Raw genomic sequence first — 17,531 nt, 5'->3', positions numbered from 1 at the left:
GGGCCGCGCCCCCTACTCTTCCCAACGGAAGCGCCACACCGCCAGCAGCACCATCAGTGCCGCGCTGCCCATCAGCACCGCCACGGCCGGCCAGGCGGCGTCCAGGCCCAGGCCGCGCCAGGTCATCGCGTCCAGGCCGTCGACCGCCCAGCGCACCGGCACGAACAGGGTCAGGTCTTGCAGCCAGCGCGGGAAGACGAAGCTGGGCACCCAGGCGCCGCCCAGCATCACCATCATCAGGCTGGCCATGATGGCCAGGCCGCGCGTTGCCTCCGGCGAGCCGCCGATCGCCGCCAGCAGCAGCCCGAAGCCGGCGGTGAAGAAGCCATAGGCCAGCACGATCAGCGCCAGCCCCGGCGCCGAGCCATGCAGCCGCACGCCGAACAGCGCCATGCCCGCCAGCATCACCAGCGCCAGCACGCCGCTGGCGATCAGCGTGGTGCTGATGAAATGGCCGCCCAGCAGCGTGGCGCGCGACAGCGGCGCCGCGCGCAGCCGCTGCCACAGGCCGCCGCGGCGGGCCAGCAGCAGGCCCACGCCCAGCTCCACGCCCAGCATCAGCACGAACTGCACGCCCATGCCGCCGAAGGAATGGGCATAGCCGTTGTAGCCGCTGTGCCCGGCGCTCAGCGCCTCTTCCTTCAGCTCGTAGGGCAGCGACAGCGCCTGCCCCAGGGCCGCCGGGCCCGAGGCCGCCGAGGCCGCGGCGCCAGCCGCCTGCGGCTCGGACTGCAGCGCCTGCAGATGGGTGAACAAGCCCTTCAGGTGCTCGCGGTGTTCCGTCGGCAGCCCCTGAGCGCGGTCCAGCGACTGCAGGGTCTCGGCCAGGCGCTCGCGGCCCGCGGTCCCGCTGAAGCTGCGCGTCAGCGTCTCGCGCATCGCATACTGGGCGAGCAGCCCGCGCAGCAGATTCAGCGTGATGGCGTCCGACGGGTCGTAGAGGATCTCGGCCTGGGCCTTGTGCCCGCTCAGCAGCGCGCGGCTGGCCGAGTCGCCGAAGCCGGCGGGCAACACCAGGGCCGCGGGCAGCTTGCCCTGGCGCACCAGGTCCTGGGCCTCGTCGCGCGCCAGGCGGCGCGCCTCCAGCGCGGCATCGGCGGCCAGCGCCGTCATCACCGCCTGGCTCAGCTCGCTGCGGTCCTCGTCGACCAGGGCCACCTTGACATGGGTGGGCATGTCGCCGCCCTTGCCGCCGAACAGCGAGCCGAAGAAGGCCGCGATCAGGATGGGCATGGCCAGGTGGATCATCAAGGCCTTGCGGTTGCGCAGGTACAGCCTCAGCTGCACCTGGACCAAGGCTGCCAGTGCCGACAGATTCATCGCTTCTCCAGTCCTGCGGTTCGTTGTCACACGAAATGGGTTACTCAAAGCCGGGGGCAGTCCGGGTCAGTCGCGAAGCTGGCGGCCGGTCAGCGCGAGGAAGAGCTGCTCCACGCTCGCCTCCTCGGTCTGCAGGCCCTGCAGCGGCAGGCCCAGGGCGCCCAGCGCCGCGCAGGTTGGCGCCAGATGCTCGGCGCCGGCCAGCGTCAGGCGCAGCGTTCGCTCGTCCAGGCGTTGCAGCGCCTGGACGCCGGCGAGCGCGCGCAGCCGCGCCTCCAGCTCCGCGCCCGGCGCCGCCGCCCACTGCAGGCGCAGCACGCAGGCGCCGGCCAGTCCGGCCAGCAACTCGCGCAGGCGGCCCTGCGCGATCACCTCGCCGTGATCCATGATGACCAGGCGCTCGCACAGGCGCTGCGCCTCTTCCATGTAGTGGGTGGTGTAAATCAGCGCGCGGCCCTGGTCGCGCAGCTGCTCCAACGTGTCGAAGATCGCGTTGCGGCTTTGTGGGTCGATGCCCACGGTGGGCTCGTCCAGCACCACGATGTCCGGCTCGTGCAGCAGCGCGCAGGCGATGTTCAGCCGCCGCTTCATGCCGCCCGAGAAGCCGTCGACCCGGTCCCGCGCGCGCTCCTGCAGGCCCGACAGCGCCAGCGCGCGCTCGATGCGCCCGGCCAGCAGCCCGCCGCCCAGTCCATAGAGGCGGCCGAAGGCCTCCAGGTTCTGGCGTGCGCTGAGCACCTCGTACAAGGCCAGCTCCTGCGGCACCAGGCCGATGCGGGCCTTGCGCGGATCGGCGTCGGCGCCAATGGGCTGGCCCAGCACCTGCACCGTACCGGCGTCGGGGCGCAGCAGGCCGCACAGCATCGCCACCGTGGTGGACTTGCCGGCGCCGTTGGGCCCCAGCAGTCCGAGGATCTCGCCGCGGCGCAGCGACAGGCTGACGCCGCGCACCGCCTCGCGCGTGCCGAAGCGCTTGCGCAGACCACTGGCACTGAGCACCTCGTCCGCAGCGGCGGCCGGCGGCGAGACCTGGGGGTGGAGGGTGTCGTTCATCGTGGGCTCCTGGGTTGCGCCGCAGTGTAGGCAGCCCCTGGGGCAGCGCCATGGCGCTGCGACCAAACGGCCTCAGCGCGCCGCCAAAGGCAGGCAGAAGGCGCGGAATGCGGGGCACGCGAGCACGGGGCGGCCGATAAAATCGCCGCCCATGAGCGCCTCCCCCAAACATCTGGAACTGCTGGCCCCGGCCAAGACGGCCGACATCGGCATCGCCGCCCTCCACCATGGCGCCGATGCGGTGTACATCGGTGGGCCCAGCTTCGGCGCCCGCCACAACGCCGGCAACGAGATCGGCGACATCGAGCGCCTGGTGCGCGAGGCCCACCGCTTCAACGCGCGCATCTTCGTCACGCTCAACACCATCCTGCGCGACGACGAACTCGAAGGCGCGCGCCGCCTCGCCTGGCAGCTTTACGACGCCGGCGTGGACGCGCTGATCGTGCAGGACATGGGCCTGACCCAGCTGGACCTGCCGCCGCTGCAGCTGCATGCCAGCACCCAATGCGATATCCGCACGCCGGAAAAAGCGCGCTTCCTGCAGGACGCCGGGTTCTCGCAGGTGGTGGTGGCGCGCGAGCTGACGCTGCCGCAGATCCGCGCGGTGGCGCAGCAGCTGGACCGCGCGGTGCTGGAGTTCTTCGTCCACGGCGCGCTGTGCGTGGCCTACAGCGGCCAGTGCTTCATCAGCCATGCGCACACCGGCCGCAGCGCCAACCGCGGCGACTGCTCGCAGGCCTGCCGCCTGCCCTACGAGGTGGTCGACGGCCAGGGCCGAATCGTGGCGCACCAGAAGCATGTCCTGTCCATGAAGGACAACGACCAGAGCGCCAACCTGCGCGCGCTGGTCGATGCCGGGGTGCGCAGCTTCAAGATCGAGGGCCGCTACAAGGACATGGCCTATGTGAAGAACATCACCGGCCACTACCGCCGCCTGCTCGACGAGCTGCTGGCGCAGCGCCCCGACCTGGCGCGCGCGTCCAGCGGCCACACCCGGCTGCTCTTCACGCCTGACCCGGAGCGCAGCTTCAACCGCGGCAGCACCGACTACTTCGTCAACGGCCGCAAAGACGACATCGGCGCCTTCGACACGCCCAAGCACGCCGGGCTGCCGCTGGGCTATGTCACGAAGACGGCGGCCGATCATTTCGAGCTGGCGCTGGACGACGGCGTCGCGGCGTTGAACAACGGCGACGCGCTGACCTATTTCGACCTGCAGAAAGAACTCATCGGCCTGCGCGTCAACATCGCCGAGCCGCTGGGCGGCGCGCGCTGGCGCGCCTGGCCCAATGAGCCCATGGACAGTCTGAAGGACCTGCGCAAGGGCGTGGCCCTGTCACGCAACCGCGACATGGCCTGGGACCGCATGATCGCCGGCGAACGCACCGCCGAGCGGCGCATCGCGGTCGACCTGATGCTCATGGAGACCCCGGACGGCCTGGCGCTGCAGCTGCAGGACGAGGACCACCATGCGGCCTACGTCGAACTGACGCATGAGCGCCAACCGGCGCGCGACGCCGCGCGGGCCGAGGCCGCGATGCGCGAGGCCATGGCCCGGCTGGGCAACACCCTCTTCGAGGCACGCGAGATCAGCCTGCAGCCGCTGCACGGCGGCGCCCCGGGCTTCTGGCCCGCGTCGCTGCTGAACGCGCTGCGCCGCGACGGCATCGCCGCGCTGGAACAGGCGCGCGCCCAGGCCTGGATGCGCCTGCCGCGCGCTGTGCCCGTCGAGCCGCCGGTGCCCTACCCCGAGGACACACTGAGCTACCTGGCCAACGTTTACAACCACGCGGCGCACCAGTTCTACCTGAAGCATGGCGTCCGCGTGGTCGACGCCGCCTACGAAAGCCACGAGGAACTGGGCGAGGTCAGCCTGATGATCACCAAGCACTGCGTGCGCTACTCGCTGTCGCTGTGCCCCAAGCAGGCCAAGGGCGTGACCGGCGTGCAGGGCACGGTGCGCGCCGAGCCGCTGCAGCTGATCAACGGCAAGGAGAAGCTGACCCTGCGCTTCGACTGCAAGCCCTGCGAGATGCATGTGGTGGGCAAGATCAAGCGCGGCGTGCTCAACGAGGTCGCGGCGCAGCCGTTGCAGTTCTACCGCAGCCGCCCCGGCGCCGCGGCAGGCTAGCCCGGGTCATCCCTTGTTGTCGGGGGGCGCCAGGCCGCGCCGCCCGCGCCGGCCTGTGTTAGCGTCGGTGGGCCGCCGCAGTTCCCGCCCCGCTCATGCGCCCCGACCCCGGTGTCGTGCCCGAAGCCCGTCCTCTCCACGCCCCTCGGAGAGCGATCTGGAATGCGCCGGCGCCTTGGCCGCTGACGCTGATGCTCGCCCTGCTGCTGTTCGCGCTGGGCTGGGCGCTGCTGGCACTGCGCCAGGATCAGCGGCAGGAGGAACAGCGGCGCCAGGCCGCCGACGCGCTGGACCTGCTGCGCGAACGCCTGGAGACCGCCGGCCGGGCCAGCTTCGAGCCGGCCGCGACGCTGGCCGCGCTGATCCAGGCCGACGGCGAACTGAGCGAGGCGCGCTGGCGTCGTCTGATGGACGGCGCGCCGCCGTTGCCGCCGCAGGTACGCGGCCTGCGCGTGACGCCGGCCCAGGGCCCCAGCCTGGGCCAGGTGCAGCCGGACTGGGCGGCCGCGCTGGACGAAGCGGCGGCGCGCGAGCCCGCCCCAGGCGCCGCGGAGCGCGCGCCCACCGCCGCGCCGCGGCACGGCCCCGCAGCGCACCTGCTCGGCCCGATCGCGCTGCCCGGCGGGCGCAGCGCGCTGGTGCAACAGCGCAGCCTCTACCTGCCCGGCGAGGGCGGTGGCGCACTCCGCTACTGGGGGCGCATCGCGCTGGTCGCCGACCTGGATCTGTTGCTACGGGCGGCCGGACTGGACCCGGCGCAAGCGGGTGACCTGAGCCTGAGCCAGGACGACGGCGGCACGCCGGCCGGCCGGCTGCTGTGGGGCAGCCCCGCCGCGGCCGACCAGGGTTCGCTGCGCACGACGCTGGGCATGCCCGGTGCACGCTGGGTGCTCAGCCGCGCGGTCGACCCGGCGCTGCTGGCCGCGCCCTCCCCGCGCCCCCTGTGGCTGCTGCCCTGGATCTGCGCGGCGCTAGCGCTGCTGATGGCCGGGCTGCTGCATCAGGCCTGGCGGCTGCGGCGCAGCAACCGGCAGCTGCGCGCGCGCGTCGACGCCGCCCTGCGCCTGCAGGATGACATGGAGTCCTCCAAGGCCCGCTTCCGCACGCTGGCCATGCTGGCCAGCGACTGGGTCTGGGAGCAGGACGCGCAGCTGCGCTTCACCTATGTGTCGCGCCTGGGCGAGGACGCCAGCGACCCCGACGCCGGCAGCGTGCTGGGCCGCCAGCGCTGGGAGCTGCCCGGCCTGCTGCCGATGGACTGGCGCGCGCACCAGGCCTGCCTGCAGCGGCGCGAAACCTTCCGCGACTTCGAGTACTCGCTCTACCAGCCCGACGGCCGGCTACGTCACGTCACGGTCAGCGGCGCCCCCTTCTACGACGCCCAGGGCCAGTTCCAGGGCTATCGCGGCATCGGCCGCAACATCACGGCGGCCCGCGAGGCCGAGGCGCGCCTGCGCCAGTCGCAGGCCGACGCCCAGACCATGAAAGACCGCCTGCAGGCGGTGCTGGACGCCGCGGTGGAGGTCGCGATCATCGCCACCGACGCGCAGGACCGGGTGCTGGTCTTCAACGCCGGCGCCGAGCGCATGCTGGGCTACCGCTCGCGCGAGGTGCTGGGGCTGGCGCCGGCGCTGCTGGGCCGGTACCGGGACAACACCTGGCACGGCCTGCCGCTGACGCTGGCCGCCGAGGAAGACCTGCACACGCTGGAGGCCAGCGCGGGTGGGGACCCCGCGCCGCTGGCCAATGGCACGGCGCGCCGGCGCGTCCTGGTGCGCGCCGATGGCCGCCGCGTCGAGGTCTCGCTGACCATCAGCCGGGTCCTGTCGCGCGCCGGCGAGCCGATCGGGCATCTCTGGGTGGCGCGCGACATCGGCCAGCAGCTGCAGGCCGAGCGCGAACTGCAGACGCTCAATGCCGAGCTGGAGGCGCGCGTGCAGGCGCGCACGCGCGAGCTCAGCGAGGCGCTGGAGCACCTGCACCAGGCCCAGGACGAGCTGCTGCGCTCCGAGAAGATGGCCGCGCTGGGCTCGCTGGTGGCCGGCGTCGCGCACGAGCTGAACACCCCGCTGGGCAACTGCCTCACCACCGCCTCCACGCTGTCGGAGCGCACGCAGGAAGTCCGCCGCGCGATGGCCCAGGGCAGCCTGCGCCGCTCGGTGCTGGAGCACTACCTGGTCGATGCCGGCACCTCCAGCGAGCTGCTGCTGCGCGGCCTGCACGCGGCCGCGGAGTTGGTGACGCATTTCAAGCAGCTGTCGGTGGACCAGACCAGCGAGCAGCGGCGCCATTTCCAGCTGGAGGAGGTGGTCAACGACGTGCTCGGGCTGGCGCGCGCGCGCTGGCGCACGACGCCCTTCCAGCTGGAGTCGCAGATCGAAGTCGAGCGCCAGGTGGACGGCTATCCGGGCCCACTGGGCCAGGTGCTCGGCAACCTGCTGCAAAACGCGCTGCTGCACGCCTTCGAGGGCCGCGATCAGGGCCGCCTGCGCATCGTCGGCCGGCCGCTGGACGCGCAGCATTTCCTGCTCGAGGTGGCGGACGACGGCCGCGGCATGAGCGACGAGGTGCGGCGGCGCGCCTTCGACCCCTTCTTCACCACCAAGCTGGGCCGTGGCGGTTCCGGGCTGGGGCTGAACATCGTCTACAACATCGTCACCGGCCCGCTGGGCGGCGAGCTGGAGCTGCACAGCGCGCCGGGACAGGGCAGCCGTTTCGTCTTCCGCCTCCCCTACGTGGCGCCGCAGTTCAGGCCAGCAAACCAATAGCCTTGCCGGCCCAGGCTTTTGCAGGCGGCGCCTAGACTGCGGCCATGCTGGTGCCCCTCTCCATCCTCGACCTCGCCCCCATCGCCGAAGGCCGCAGTGCCGCCGACGCCTTGCGGGAATCGCTGCAACTCGCCCGCCATGCCGAGGCGCTGGGTTACCGGCGCTACTGGGTGGCCGAGCATCACAACATGGACGGCGTGGCCTCGTCGGCGACCGCCGTGCTGATCGGGCAGATCGCCGCCGCGACCACGACACTGCGCGTGGGCTCGGGCGGCATCATGCTGCCCAACCACGCGCCGCTGACCGTGGCCGAACAGTTCGGCACGCTGGCCACGCTGTTCCCCGGCCGCATCGACCTCGGTCTGGGCCGCGCGCCGGGCACCGACGGGCCGACGATGCGCGCACTGCGCCGCCACCTGTCCAGTGCGATGGAAGACCGCTTCCCCGAGGACGTGCGGGAGCTGCAGACCTATCTGGCGCCGGCGCGCGAGGGTCAGGTCGTGCGCGCGATCCCGGGTCAGGGCACCGAGGTGCCGATCTGGATCCTGGGCTCCAGCTTGTACGGCGCGCAGCTGGCCGCGGCCTTCGGCCTGCCCTTCGCCTTTGCCTCGCACTTCGCGCCGGCCCAGCTGATGCAGGCGCTGCAGCTCTATCGCGAGGGCTACCGGCCCAGCCCCGCCCAGCCGCGCCCGCAGGCCATGGTGGGGCTCAACGTCGTCGTCGCGGACAGCGATGCCGAGGCGCGGCGTCTCTACACCTCGCTGCAGCAGCGCTTCCTGGGCATGCAGCGCGGCCAGCGCGGCCCTCTGCCTCGCCCGGTCGACTGCATGGACGGGCTGTGGAGCGAGGGCGAGCGGCTGGCGGTGGAGCGCATGCTTGCCGAATCGCTGGTGGGCTCACCCGACACGGTGCGCGCCGCGCTGCGCGAGACGCTGGCGCGCACCGGGGCGGACGAGCTGATCGTCAACTGCCCGGTGCACGACGCCGACGCGCGGCGCCATTCCTACCGGCTGCTGGCCGAGCTGAACCAGGCCTGACCGGCCCGCGCGCGCGGGCTCAACCCACCCACTTGCGCGCGTTACGGAACATGCGCAGCCAGGGGCTGGCATCGCCCGCGCCGCCGCCGCTCCAGCTCATCTGGATGTTGCGGAACACGCGCTCGGGGTGCGGCATCATCGCGGTGAAGCGGCCGTCGGCCGTGGTCACCGCGGTCAGGCCCTGCGGGCTGCCGTTGGGGTTGGTCGGGTAGCGCTCGGTCGGCTGGCCGTGGCCGTCGACGAAGCGCATCGCGCGCAGCACGCGGCCGGCGTCGCCGCGCTGCGAGAAGTCGGCATAGCCCTCGCCATGCGCCACCGCGATCGGCAGACGGCTGCCGGCCATGCCGGCGAAGAACAGGCTGGGCGAATCCAGCACCTCCACCTGGCTCAGACGGGCCTCGAACTGCTCGCTCTTGTTGCGCGTGAACTTGGGCCAGTCCTGCGCGCCGGGGATCATGGGCGACAGCGCAGCCAGCATCTGGCAACCATTGCACACGCCCAGCGCGAAGCTGTCGCTGCGGCCGAAGAAGGCCTCGAAGGCGTCCTTGAGCTGCGGGTTGAAGAGGATGGACCGCGCCCAGCCCTCGCCCGCGCCCAGCGTGTCGCCGTAGGAGAAGCCGCCGCAGGCGACGAAGCCCTTGAACTGCGCCAGGTCGACCGCGCCGGCCTGCAGGTCGCTCATGTGCACGTCGAAGCTGTCAAAGCCGGACAGCGCCATGGCATAGGCCATCTCGACGTGCGAGTTCACGCCCTGCTCGCGCAGGATGGCCACGCGGGGCCGCGCGCTGGCGCGCGCCACATAGGGCGCGGCGACGTCGTCCAGCGGGTCGAAGCTGGGCGCCCATTGCAGGCCGGGCTGGGCCGGGTCGCGGGCCTGTTCGTGTTCCTGGTCGGCGCAGACCGGGTTGTCGCGCTCGCGCGCGATGCGCCACGAGACCTGGTCCCAGGCCTCCAGCAGCTCGGCCAGGCCGGCGGCGAAGACCTTCTTGGTGTCGCGCCAGACTTCCAGCTGCTGGTGTTCGTTGGTCTTGCCCAGCACATGGCTGTGGCGCGACAGCCCGTGCGCGCGCAGGGTCTGCAGCACCGCGTCGCGCTCGCCGGAGGCGACCTGCAGCACCACGCCCAGCTCCTCGTTGAAGAGCGCCTTCAGCGTCAGTTCCTCGCGGCGCGCGCTGACCTGGCCGGCCCAGTTCTTGGAGTCGCCGTACTCGGCACGGCTGTCGCTGATGCCGTCGCCCTCGGTGACCAGCAGGTCCACGTTGAGGCTGACGCCGCGGCGGCCGGCGAAGGCCATCTCGCAGACGGCGGCGAACAGGCCGCCATCGCTGCGGTCGTGGTAGGCCAGCAGCTTGCCCTCGGCGCGCAGCGCATTGACGGCGGCCACCAGGTTCTTCAGCAGCGCCGGGTCGTCCAGGTCCGGCACCGGGCCGCCGAACTGGTTCAGCGTCTGCGCCAGGATGGAGCCGCCCATGCGCATGCGTCCCTGGCCCAGGTCGACCAGGATCAGCGTGGTGTCGCCCTCGCGCAGCTGCGGCGTCAGCGTGCCCCGCACATCGGCCAGCGACGCGAAGGCGGTGACGATCAGCGACACCGGCGCGGTGACCTGGCGCACCTCGCCGCCAGCCTCGGTCCAGCGCGTGCGCATGGACAGCGAATCCTTGCCCACCGGGATGGAGACGCCCAGCGCCGGGCACAGTTCCAGGCCCACGGCCTTGACGGTGTCGTACAGCGCGGCGTCCTCGCCGGGTTCGCCGCAGGCGGCCATCCAGTTGGCGCTGAGCTTCACCCGGGACAGCTCGATGGGCGCGGCGAGCAGGTTGGTGATGGCCTCGGCCACCGCCATGCGACCCGAGGCGGGCGCGTCCACCGCCGCCAGCGGCGTGCGCTCGCCCATGCTCATCGCCTCACCGGCGAAGCCCTTGAAGTCGGCTAGCGTCACCGCGCAGTCCGCCACCGGCAGCTGCCAGGGCCCGACCATCTGGTCGCGGTGGTTCAGACCGCCCACGGTGCGGTCGCCGATGGTGATCAGGAAGCGCTTGGACGCCACGGTCGGGTGGCGCAGCACGGTGGTCGCCACCGCGTCCAGCGCCACGCCGGTCAGGTCCAGCACGCCGCCCGAACGCTGCACGCGCCGCACGTCGCGCTGCATCTTGGGCGGCTTGCCCAGCAGCACGTCCATGGGCATGTCGATCGCGCGCTCGCCGCCGGGGCCGTCTTCCAGCACCAGCTCGCGCGACTCGGTCGCCACGCCGACCACGGCGAAGGGGCAGCGCTCGCGCTCGCACATGGCCTGGAACAGCGGCAGGCTGTCCGGCGCGATGGCGAGCACATAGCGCTCCTGGCTTTCGTTGCACCAGATTTCCTTGGGCGCGAGGCCGGACTCCTCCAGCGGCACCTGGCGCAGGTCGAAGGTGGCGCCACGGCCGGCGTCATTGACCAGCTCGGGGAAGGCGTTGGAGATGCCGCCCGCGCCGACGTCGTGCACGGCCAGGATGGGGTTGTTCTCGGCCAGGCCCCAGCAGTGGTTGATGACCTCCTGCGCGCGGCGCTGGATCTCGGGGTTGCCGCGCTGCACGGAATCGAAGTCCAGGTCCGCGGTGTTGGTGCCGGCGGCCATGGAGCTGGCCGCGCCGCCGCCCATGCCGATGCGCATGCCCGGGCCGCCCAGCTGGATCAGCAAGGTGCCGGCGGGGAACTCGATCTTCTTCGTCAGGTCGGCGCGAATCGCGCCCAGGCCGCCCGCGATCATGATGGGCTTGTGGTAGCCGCGCTGCACGCCGTCCACCTGCTGCTCATAGACACGGAAGTAGCCCGCCAAATTGGGCCGGCCGAACTCGTTGTTGAACGCGGCGCCGCCCAGCGGACCTTCGGTCATGATCTGCAGCGCGCTGGCGATGTGGGCCGGTTTGCCCACCGGCTGCTGCTCCCAGGGCTCGGCCAGCCCGGGCAGGTGCAGGTTGGACACCGAGAAGCCGGTCAGGCCGGCCTTGGGCTTGGAGCCGCGGCCGGTCGCGCCCTCGTCGCGGATCTCGCCACCGGCGCCGGTGGACGCGCCGGGGTGCGGCGAGATCGCCGTCGGATGGTTGTGCGTCTCGACCTTCATCAGCACATGCGCCGTCTCCTGGCGCGCCTGGTACTGCGGCGCGCGCTGGTCGCCCGCCGGCATCCAGCGCTCGATCACATGCCCTTCCATCACCGCGGCGTTGTCGGCATAGGCGATCACCGTGTGCTGCGGATGGCACTTCTCGGTGTTGCGGATCATGCCGAACAGCGACAGCGGCTGCGCCTCGCCGTCGATGGTGAACTGGGCGTTGAAGATCTTGTGCCGGCAATGCTCGCTGTTGGCCTGCGCGAACATCATCAGTTCCACGTCGCTGGGGTTGCGGGCGAGCTTCTGGAAGGCGGCGACCAGGTAGTCGATCTCGTCCTCGGACAGCGCCAGGCCCCAGGCGCCATTGGCCTCGTCCAGCGCGGCGCGGCCGCGGCCCAGCACGTCCACATGGGCCAGCGCCTCGGCCTGTTTGTCGTCGAACAGATGGCGGGCGTCCTCGCGCGCGAACAGCACGCTCTCGGTCATGCGGTCGTGCAGCAGCGCCGCGCAGGCGAGCAGTTCCTCCTGGGCCAGCGGCTTGACGCCGCCGACGGCACCGCCGGTCACCTTGCCCAGCAGCCCGGCGCTCTTCAGCACCAGGCGGTACTCGGTGACGCGCTCCACGCGCCGGATCGCCAGGCCACAGTTGTGCGCGATGTCGGTGGCCTTGGACGCCCAGGGACTCAGCGTGCCCAGGCGCGGCGCGGTGACGATCAGCGCGCCCTCGGCCGGGCCTTCGTAGCGATCGCCGTAGTTCAGCAGCGCGGCCAGCTTGTCCTGCGCCGAGGCGTCCAGCGGGCTGTCGGTCCAGACCCAGTGCACATGGCGCGCATGGAGGGCGTCCACGCGTTCGGCGATGGCCGGATGCAGCGCCTGCAGCCGCGCCAGCAGCGCCTGGGCGCGGAAGGCGGAGAGGGCATTCCCCCCCTCGAAGTGAACAAGATGCTTGGAGGAGGTGGTGCTGACCATGGAATCCCGGGGGTGTTTGCGCCGCGCGCGCCGCGGCAGACAAAGAGCCCGCCATTTTAGCCCGCGCCCCGCGGCGTGCTTCCGAGCGCCCCACCGGGCCCGCCCTGCCGGCGCCCTGGGGTCGCCTCCGCGGCGCCTACCCGCGGGTTGTGAAAAGCGTCACGAATCATGGGTGGCGCTGTCACGTTGACTTACAAAGCCGCGAACAGTGTCGCGTCGATACCCCCTAAAGTGGGATTTACGGGCGAATTTCGCCCAATTCCATCGTTTCATCAGAGGTATGACATGAGACTCCCTCGCTTCCGTTGGATGAGCACCGTGGCCGCGATGGCCCTGTCCGCCGGCCTGCTGATCGCCTGTGGCGGCGGTGGCGGCGGCGGGACCGACACCAGCAGCAATGCCCAGACGCCGGCCAACCCGGCGCCCGCCACCATCAGCATGCTGGACGGCACGATCACCGGCTTTGGCAGCGTCGTCATCGACGGCGTGCGCTACGACGACAGCCAGGCGCGGGTCGGCTTCGCCAAGATGGCCGATGCCAGCACCGCGGGCACGCTCGCCGACCTGCGCACCGGCATGCGGGTGCAGGCCGATGTGAAGGACGGCGTGCTGCAGGCGCTGACCGTCAACTTCGCGCTGGTCGGCACCATCGGAGCGGTCGATGCCACGGCGGGGACCGTGACCGTGTTCGGCCAGACCATCCAGACCGTCGCCAGCGGGCAGCTGCCCACCGTGTTCGACGGTTTCACCGCGCTGGGCCAGCTGGCGATCGGCGACCTGATCCGCGTCTACGGCACGGTCGGCAGCGATGGCCGCATCACCGCGACACGCATCGAGCGCAAGGCCAAGAACGGCGGCACCGAGGTCTTCCGCCTCAGCGGCGCGATCCAGTCGCTGGACAGCACGAACAAGCGCTTCGGCCTGCAGGGCAACAGCGGCGTGGTCGTGGACTACAGCCAGGCCAATGTGCTGCCCACCGGCGCCGTGCTGGAGAACAACAAGCTGGTCAGCGTGATCTCGCTGAGCGCGCCCACGACCACGGGCGGCCAGACCGTGCTCGCCGCCAAGCAGGTGGAGGTGAAGGCCAAGAAGCTGCCGGACGGCAATGGCGTCAGCGTCGGCGGCGTGATCTCGGCCTTCCAGAGCCTGGCCTCGATGCGCATCGGCGACGTGCAGGTCGACGCCAGCAATGCCAAGCTCACCGAGGGCACGAGCGCCGCCGACGTGGTCAACGGCGCGCTGGCCCTGGCGCAGGGCAAGGTCAGCAACGGCGTGCTGGCGGCCGACACGCTGAAGGTGTTCAAGCAGGACACGGCCATCAAGGCGCTGCTGGTGGGCCAGGTCACCGACTATGTGTCGCTGGCCAACTTCAGCGTGCGCGGCACCGTCGTCGACGGCAGCCAGGCCAGCTTCACCAAGGGCCAGGCCAGCGATCTGGCCGTGGGCACCTGGGTGCAGATCACCGGCAGCCTGAGCGCCAGCGGCGTGCTGGCCAAGGAAATCAGCGTGACCCCGCCGCCCAGCGACAAGCCGGCCAAGCTGGCCGGTGCGATCGGCGGCCTGGACAGCACGGCCAAGCAGTTCACGCTGCTGGGCGTGAAGGTGCAGTGGAGCGACAGCACCAAGTTCAGCCCCGACGGCAAGTCCGCCGCGCAGCTGGCCAATGGCGGCATGGTCGCCGTGGAGGGCAGCTACTCGGCCAGCAGCGGCGCGTTCAATGCCACCAGCATCGCCTTCCTGCAGCCGGTGACCGGCCTGAAGACCGTGGGCTTCTCGGGCCTGGCCTATGACGTCGGCGCGAGCAGCTTCAAGGTCGGCAGCAACACGGTACAGATCACCAACACGACCCAGTTCGAGTCCAAGACCAACAGCGCGGCCGACCTGGTCAATGGCGTGCGCGTCAGCGTCGTCGCCCAGGTCAGCAGCGCCAACGGCAGCGTGACGCTGAGTGCGGTCAAGGTCGAGATCGAGGGCGACAAGGACGACCAAGGCCGCGACCTGGCCTACGTCACCGGCCTGATCACCGACTACGCCAGCGCCGCGAGCTTCCGCGTCGGCGGCCAGTGGGTCGATGCGAGCGGCAGCGGCGTGCAATGGGTGGACGGCAATGCCAGCAAGCTGGCCAACGGCGCCAAGGTCGAGGTCAAGGGCACGGTGCAGAACGGCGTGCTGGTCGCGGTGAAGCTGCACTTCCTGCCCGGCTGATCCCCTCCCCGCCCCGCCATGACAGCCGCCTGCCGACGCAGGCGGCTTTTTCTTGGGCGCCCGCCGCCATGCCACACTGGGCGCATGACGACGAGCAAGCCCGCCGACCGCGCCGCGGCCGCGCGCTGGGAGCAGCGCTACCGAAACCAGGGCCTGGCCACGCCCGACGGCTGGCTGCCCGGCTGGCAGGCGCGCCTGCCCGCGCCGGGCGCGGCGCTGGATCTGGGCTGCGGCGACGGCGGCGAAACCGAGTTGCTCGCGGCCTGGGGCTGGGCTGTGACCGCGGTGGACCTGTCGGCCCAGGCGCTGGAACGCTCGCAGCGCCGCACGCCCGCGGCTCGCCACCTGCGGCTGGACCTGCGCGACCTGGGCCCCTTGCGCACGGGCGAATTCGACCTGGTCGTGGCCCATCTGTCACTGCACTACTTCGACCACGCCGACAGCCGCAAGGCCTGGCAGGAAGCGGCGCGCGTGCTGCGGCCCGGCGGGCTGCTGCTGGGCTGCGTCAACGCCGACGACGACTGGCACTATGGCGCGCCGCCCGATTCGAGCGGCTGGGCCCCGGTGCTGGTGGACGGCGTGCCCAAGCAGTTTTTCGACCGCGCCAAGCTGCTGGCGCTGTTCGACACGCCGCACTGGACCTTGCTGCAGCTGGACAAGAGCCGGACCGAACGCTACGGCGCGCCCAAGTCCTGCTGGGAATTCCTGGCCCGCCGCGAGACCGCTTAGCGCACTGCCATATTTCTTTCACGCCCCGTCGCTAGATTCGGCCTTCCACCGACACGACCACGACGGGGTCAGGCGAAAGAAAGCAGATGCAAAAGAAGATGTGGGGCGCCGCGCTGACCGCGGCATTCGGGCTGGCGGGATGCTGGGGCGATGGCGATGAAAGCCCGGCGACGCCGGTGCCCGCGGCGATGAGCGGCGTGCTGCTGGACTCGGCGGTGGAAGGCGTGGCCTACAGCGCCAGCCCCTCTGGCAAATCGGGCAAGACGGACGCCAGCGGCAAGTTCGACTGCCTGGCCGGCGACAGCGTGAGCTTCAAGGTCGGCGGCATCGAGCTGGGCACGGCGCGCTGCGCCAGCCTGGTCACCGCGCTGGACCTGGCCGGAACCGTCAACTATTCGGACGACAACGAACAGGTCGGCCATCTGCTGATGTTCCTGCAGTCGCTGGACGAGGACGACGACCCGACCAACGGCATCCGCATCAGCGCCGAGGCCGCGAGCGCGCTGGCCGGCCAGAGCCTGAACTTCAAGCAGGCCTCGGCCGCCTTCCTCGGCGATCTGCAGACCCGGCTCAACGGCATCGTCGCCACCGACAAATCCGGCAAGGCCTACGGTGGCCGCAAGCCCGACGCGACCCGGCTGGCCCTCGCCCGCCAGCACTTCGTCGAAGGCGTGCTGGGCGCTCAGCTGGGCCAGAGCCACAACACCAGCAAGAGCAACCAGGCCAGCGCTGGCGGCGAGGTCAGCGTCACCCGCTTTCAGCTGACGGCCGACCCCTCGCTGTACGTGCCCTACGAGGGCACGAACGCCGAGGCCCGCAAGGACTTCGCCAACGGCTTCTTCCCGGCCGTCGGTTCCGGCCTGGCCTTCAAGGGCAAAGCCGCGGACGGCAGCCTGGAGTTCTACGGCATCACCGACCGCGGCCCCAATGGCGACAGCCCCAATGCCCCCATCCCCGGCGATGCCAGCGGCAAGACCGGCATCACCAAGATGTTCCCCGCCCCCAGCTTCGCGCCGTCCATCGGCCTGATCTCGGTGGGCAAGGACGGCGCGCAGATCAAGTCGCTGATGCCCATCAAGCTGGACGCCAGCACCAAGATCACCGGCCTGCCGCGCAGCGTCGGCAACCCGGTCGAGATCCCGCTGACCGACGGCATGAAGTACGACGCCGCCAAGGCCGCCTTCGGCCCCAACGGCCTGGACACCGAAAGCCTGGTCTACGACGCCAAGAACAAGGTGTTCTGGACCTCCGACGAGTACGGCCCCTTCATCGTCAAGATCAATGCCGACACGGGCGTGATCCTGAAGAAGTACCAGCCGGGCTCCGGCGCCGCCGACCTGCCCGAGGTGCTCAAGCAGCGCCGCGCCAACCGCGGCATGGAAGGCCTGGCCCTGGCCGCCGACGGCAAGCTGCACGGCTTCCTGCAAAGCCCGGTCGACCCGCTGGACGCTGCCGGCAAGTCCATCAAGGCGGTGGACGCGAGCGACCTCAACGGCGATGGCAAGAAGACCGACAAGGTCAACGTGAAGGACTACGCCCAGTTCACGCGCTGGCTGGAATTCGATCCGGTCACGGAAAGCTCCAAGCTCTACGCCTATCCGCTGAACTACGCCGTCGCCGGCGAGAAGTGGGACCGCAACCGCACCGGCAGCGCCAAGCTGGGTGACCTGCTGGCCCTGCCCAACGGCAAGTTCCTGGTCATCGAGCAAGGCGCCGACGCGGCGGGCAAGGTGCGCAACTTCCTGATGCTGGTGGAGATCCCGTCCGGCGTCACCGACATCAAGGCCGACGGCATCGAACTGGAGCAGAACAGCATTGACGGCAGCACCGCCACCGCCCACCCCTGGGCCGCGCTGGTGAAGCTGCGCAAGACCCTGCTGCTGGACCTCAATGCCATCGGCTGGACCGCCGAGAAGGCCGAGGGCCTGGCCCTGGTCGACGAGCAGACCGTGGCGCTGATCAACGACAACGACTTCGGCCTGCGCACCGTGCTGGTGGACAAGGACGGCAAGGAACTCGCCGGAGACATCACCGCGTGCACGGTGGACGCCGCCGGCGCCATCGTCAACGACGGCAGCTGCGCCGCCGGCGCGGTGGGCGCGCGCGTGGCCCGCGCCGAGGCGTCCGTGCGCCCCACCCGGCTGTGGCTGATCAAGTTCCCCAAGGCGCTGGCCAGCTACACCCTGCCCTGACGCCGCGGGCATGAACGCCAAGGGCCGGATCGCTCC

General features: G+C 71.1%; 9 protein-coding genes. 6 read left to right on the top strand and 3 right to left on the bottom strand.

What is annotated here, in order from left to right; genetic code table 11:
• Positions 1-12: 12 nt before the first annotated feature.
• Positions 13-1,320: an ABC transporter permease gene (locus tag LZ017_RS16410; RefSeq protein WP_241397977.1), complete on the bottom strand. Its 1,308-nt coding sequence runs from the start codon at positions 1,318-1,320 to the stop codon at positions 13-15.
• Between the two features lie 66 nt (positions 1,321-1,386).
• Complete coding sequence (locus tag LZ017_RS16405; protein ID WP_241397976.1) at positions 1,387-2,373, bottom strand: ABC transporter ATP-binding protein; 987 nt, start codon at positions 2,371-2,373, stop codon at positions 1,387-1,389.
• 151 nt (positions 2,374-2,524) lie between these two features.
• Between LZ017_RS16405 and LZ017_RS16400 the strand changes: the two genes are divergently transcribed.
• The 3 genes from LZ017_RS16400 to LZ017_RS16390 all read left to right on the top strand — a co-directional run bounded on the left by LZ017_RS16400 (position 2,525) and on the right by LZ017_RS16390 (position 8,309).
• Positions 2,525-4,504, top strand: a complete 1,980-nt coding sequence (locus tag LZ017_RS16400) for a U32 family peptidase (protein WP_241397975.1) — start codon at positions 2,525-2,527, stop codon at positions 4,502-4,504.
• A gap of 191 nt (positions 4,505-4,695) precedes the next feature.
• Positions 4,696-7,272: a PAS domain-containing sensor histidine kinase gene (locus tag LZ017_RS16395; RefSeq protein ID WP_241397974.1), complete on the top strand. Its 2,577-nt coding sequence runs from the start codon at positions 4,696-4,698 to the stop codon at positions 7,270-7,272.
• A gap of 47 nt (positions 7,273-7,319) precedes the next feature.
• Complete coding sequence (locus tag LZ017_RS16390) at positions 7,320-8,309, top strand: LLM class flavin-dependent oxidoreductase (protein ID WP_241398197.1); 990 nt, start codon at positions 7,320-7,322, stop codon at positions 8,307-8,309.
• Between the two features lie 19 nt (positions 8,310-8,328).
• On the opposite strand, the gene purL is transcribed toward LZ017_RS16390, so the two are convergent.
• On the bottom strand, positions 8,329-12,369 hold the full coding sequence (purL, locus tag LZ017_RS16385; RefSeq protein ID WP_241397973.1) for a phosphoribosylformylglycinamidine synthase: 4,041 nt from the start codon (positions 12,367-12,369) through the stop codon (positions 8,329-8,331).
• 285 nt (positions 12,370-12,654) lie between these two features.
• Here purL and LZ017_RS16380 point away from each other — a divergent pair, with 285 nt between their 5' ends.
• The 3 genes from LZ017_RS16380 (at position 12,655) to LZ017_RS16370 (ending at position 17,495) form a co-directional block, all read left to right on the top strand.
• Complete coding sequence (locus tag LZ017_RS16380) at positions 12,655-14,574, top strand: DUF5666 domain-containing protein (protein ID WP_241397972.1); 1,920 nt, start codon at positions 12,655-12,657, stop codon at positions 14,572-14,574.
• A gap of 84 nt (positions 14,575-14,658) precedes the next feature.
• Positions 14,659-15,303: a class I SAM-dependent methyltransferase gene (locus LZ017_RS16375; RefSeq protein WP_241397971.1), complete on the top strand. Its 645-nt coding sequence runs from the start codon at positions 14,659-14,661 to the stop codon at positions 15,301-15,303.
• 86 nt (positions 15,304-15,389) lie between these two features.
• Complete coding sequence (locus LZ017_RS16370; protein ID WP_241397970.1) at positions 15,390-17,495, top strand: esterase-like activity of phytase family protein; 2,106 nt, start codon at positions 15,390-15,392, stop codon at positions 17,493-17,495.
• The last annotated feature ends 36 nt before the right edge of the window (positions 17,496-17,531 follow it).

The sequence above is a fragment of the Pelomonas sp. CA6 genome, from assembly GCF_022549225.1.
GTDB lineage: Bacteria > Pseudomonadota > Gammaproteobacteria > Burkholderiales > Burkholderiaceae_C > Roseateles.
This window is presented reverse-complemented; position numbering and strand designations above follow the sequence as displayed.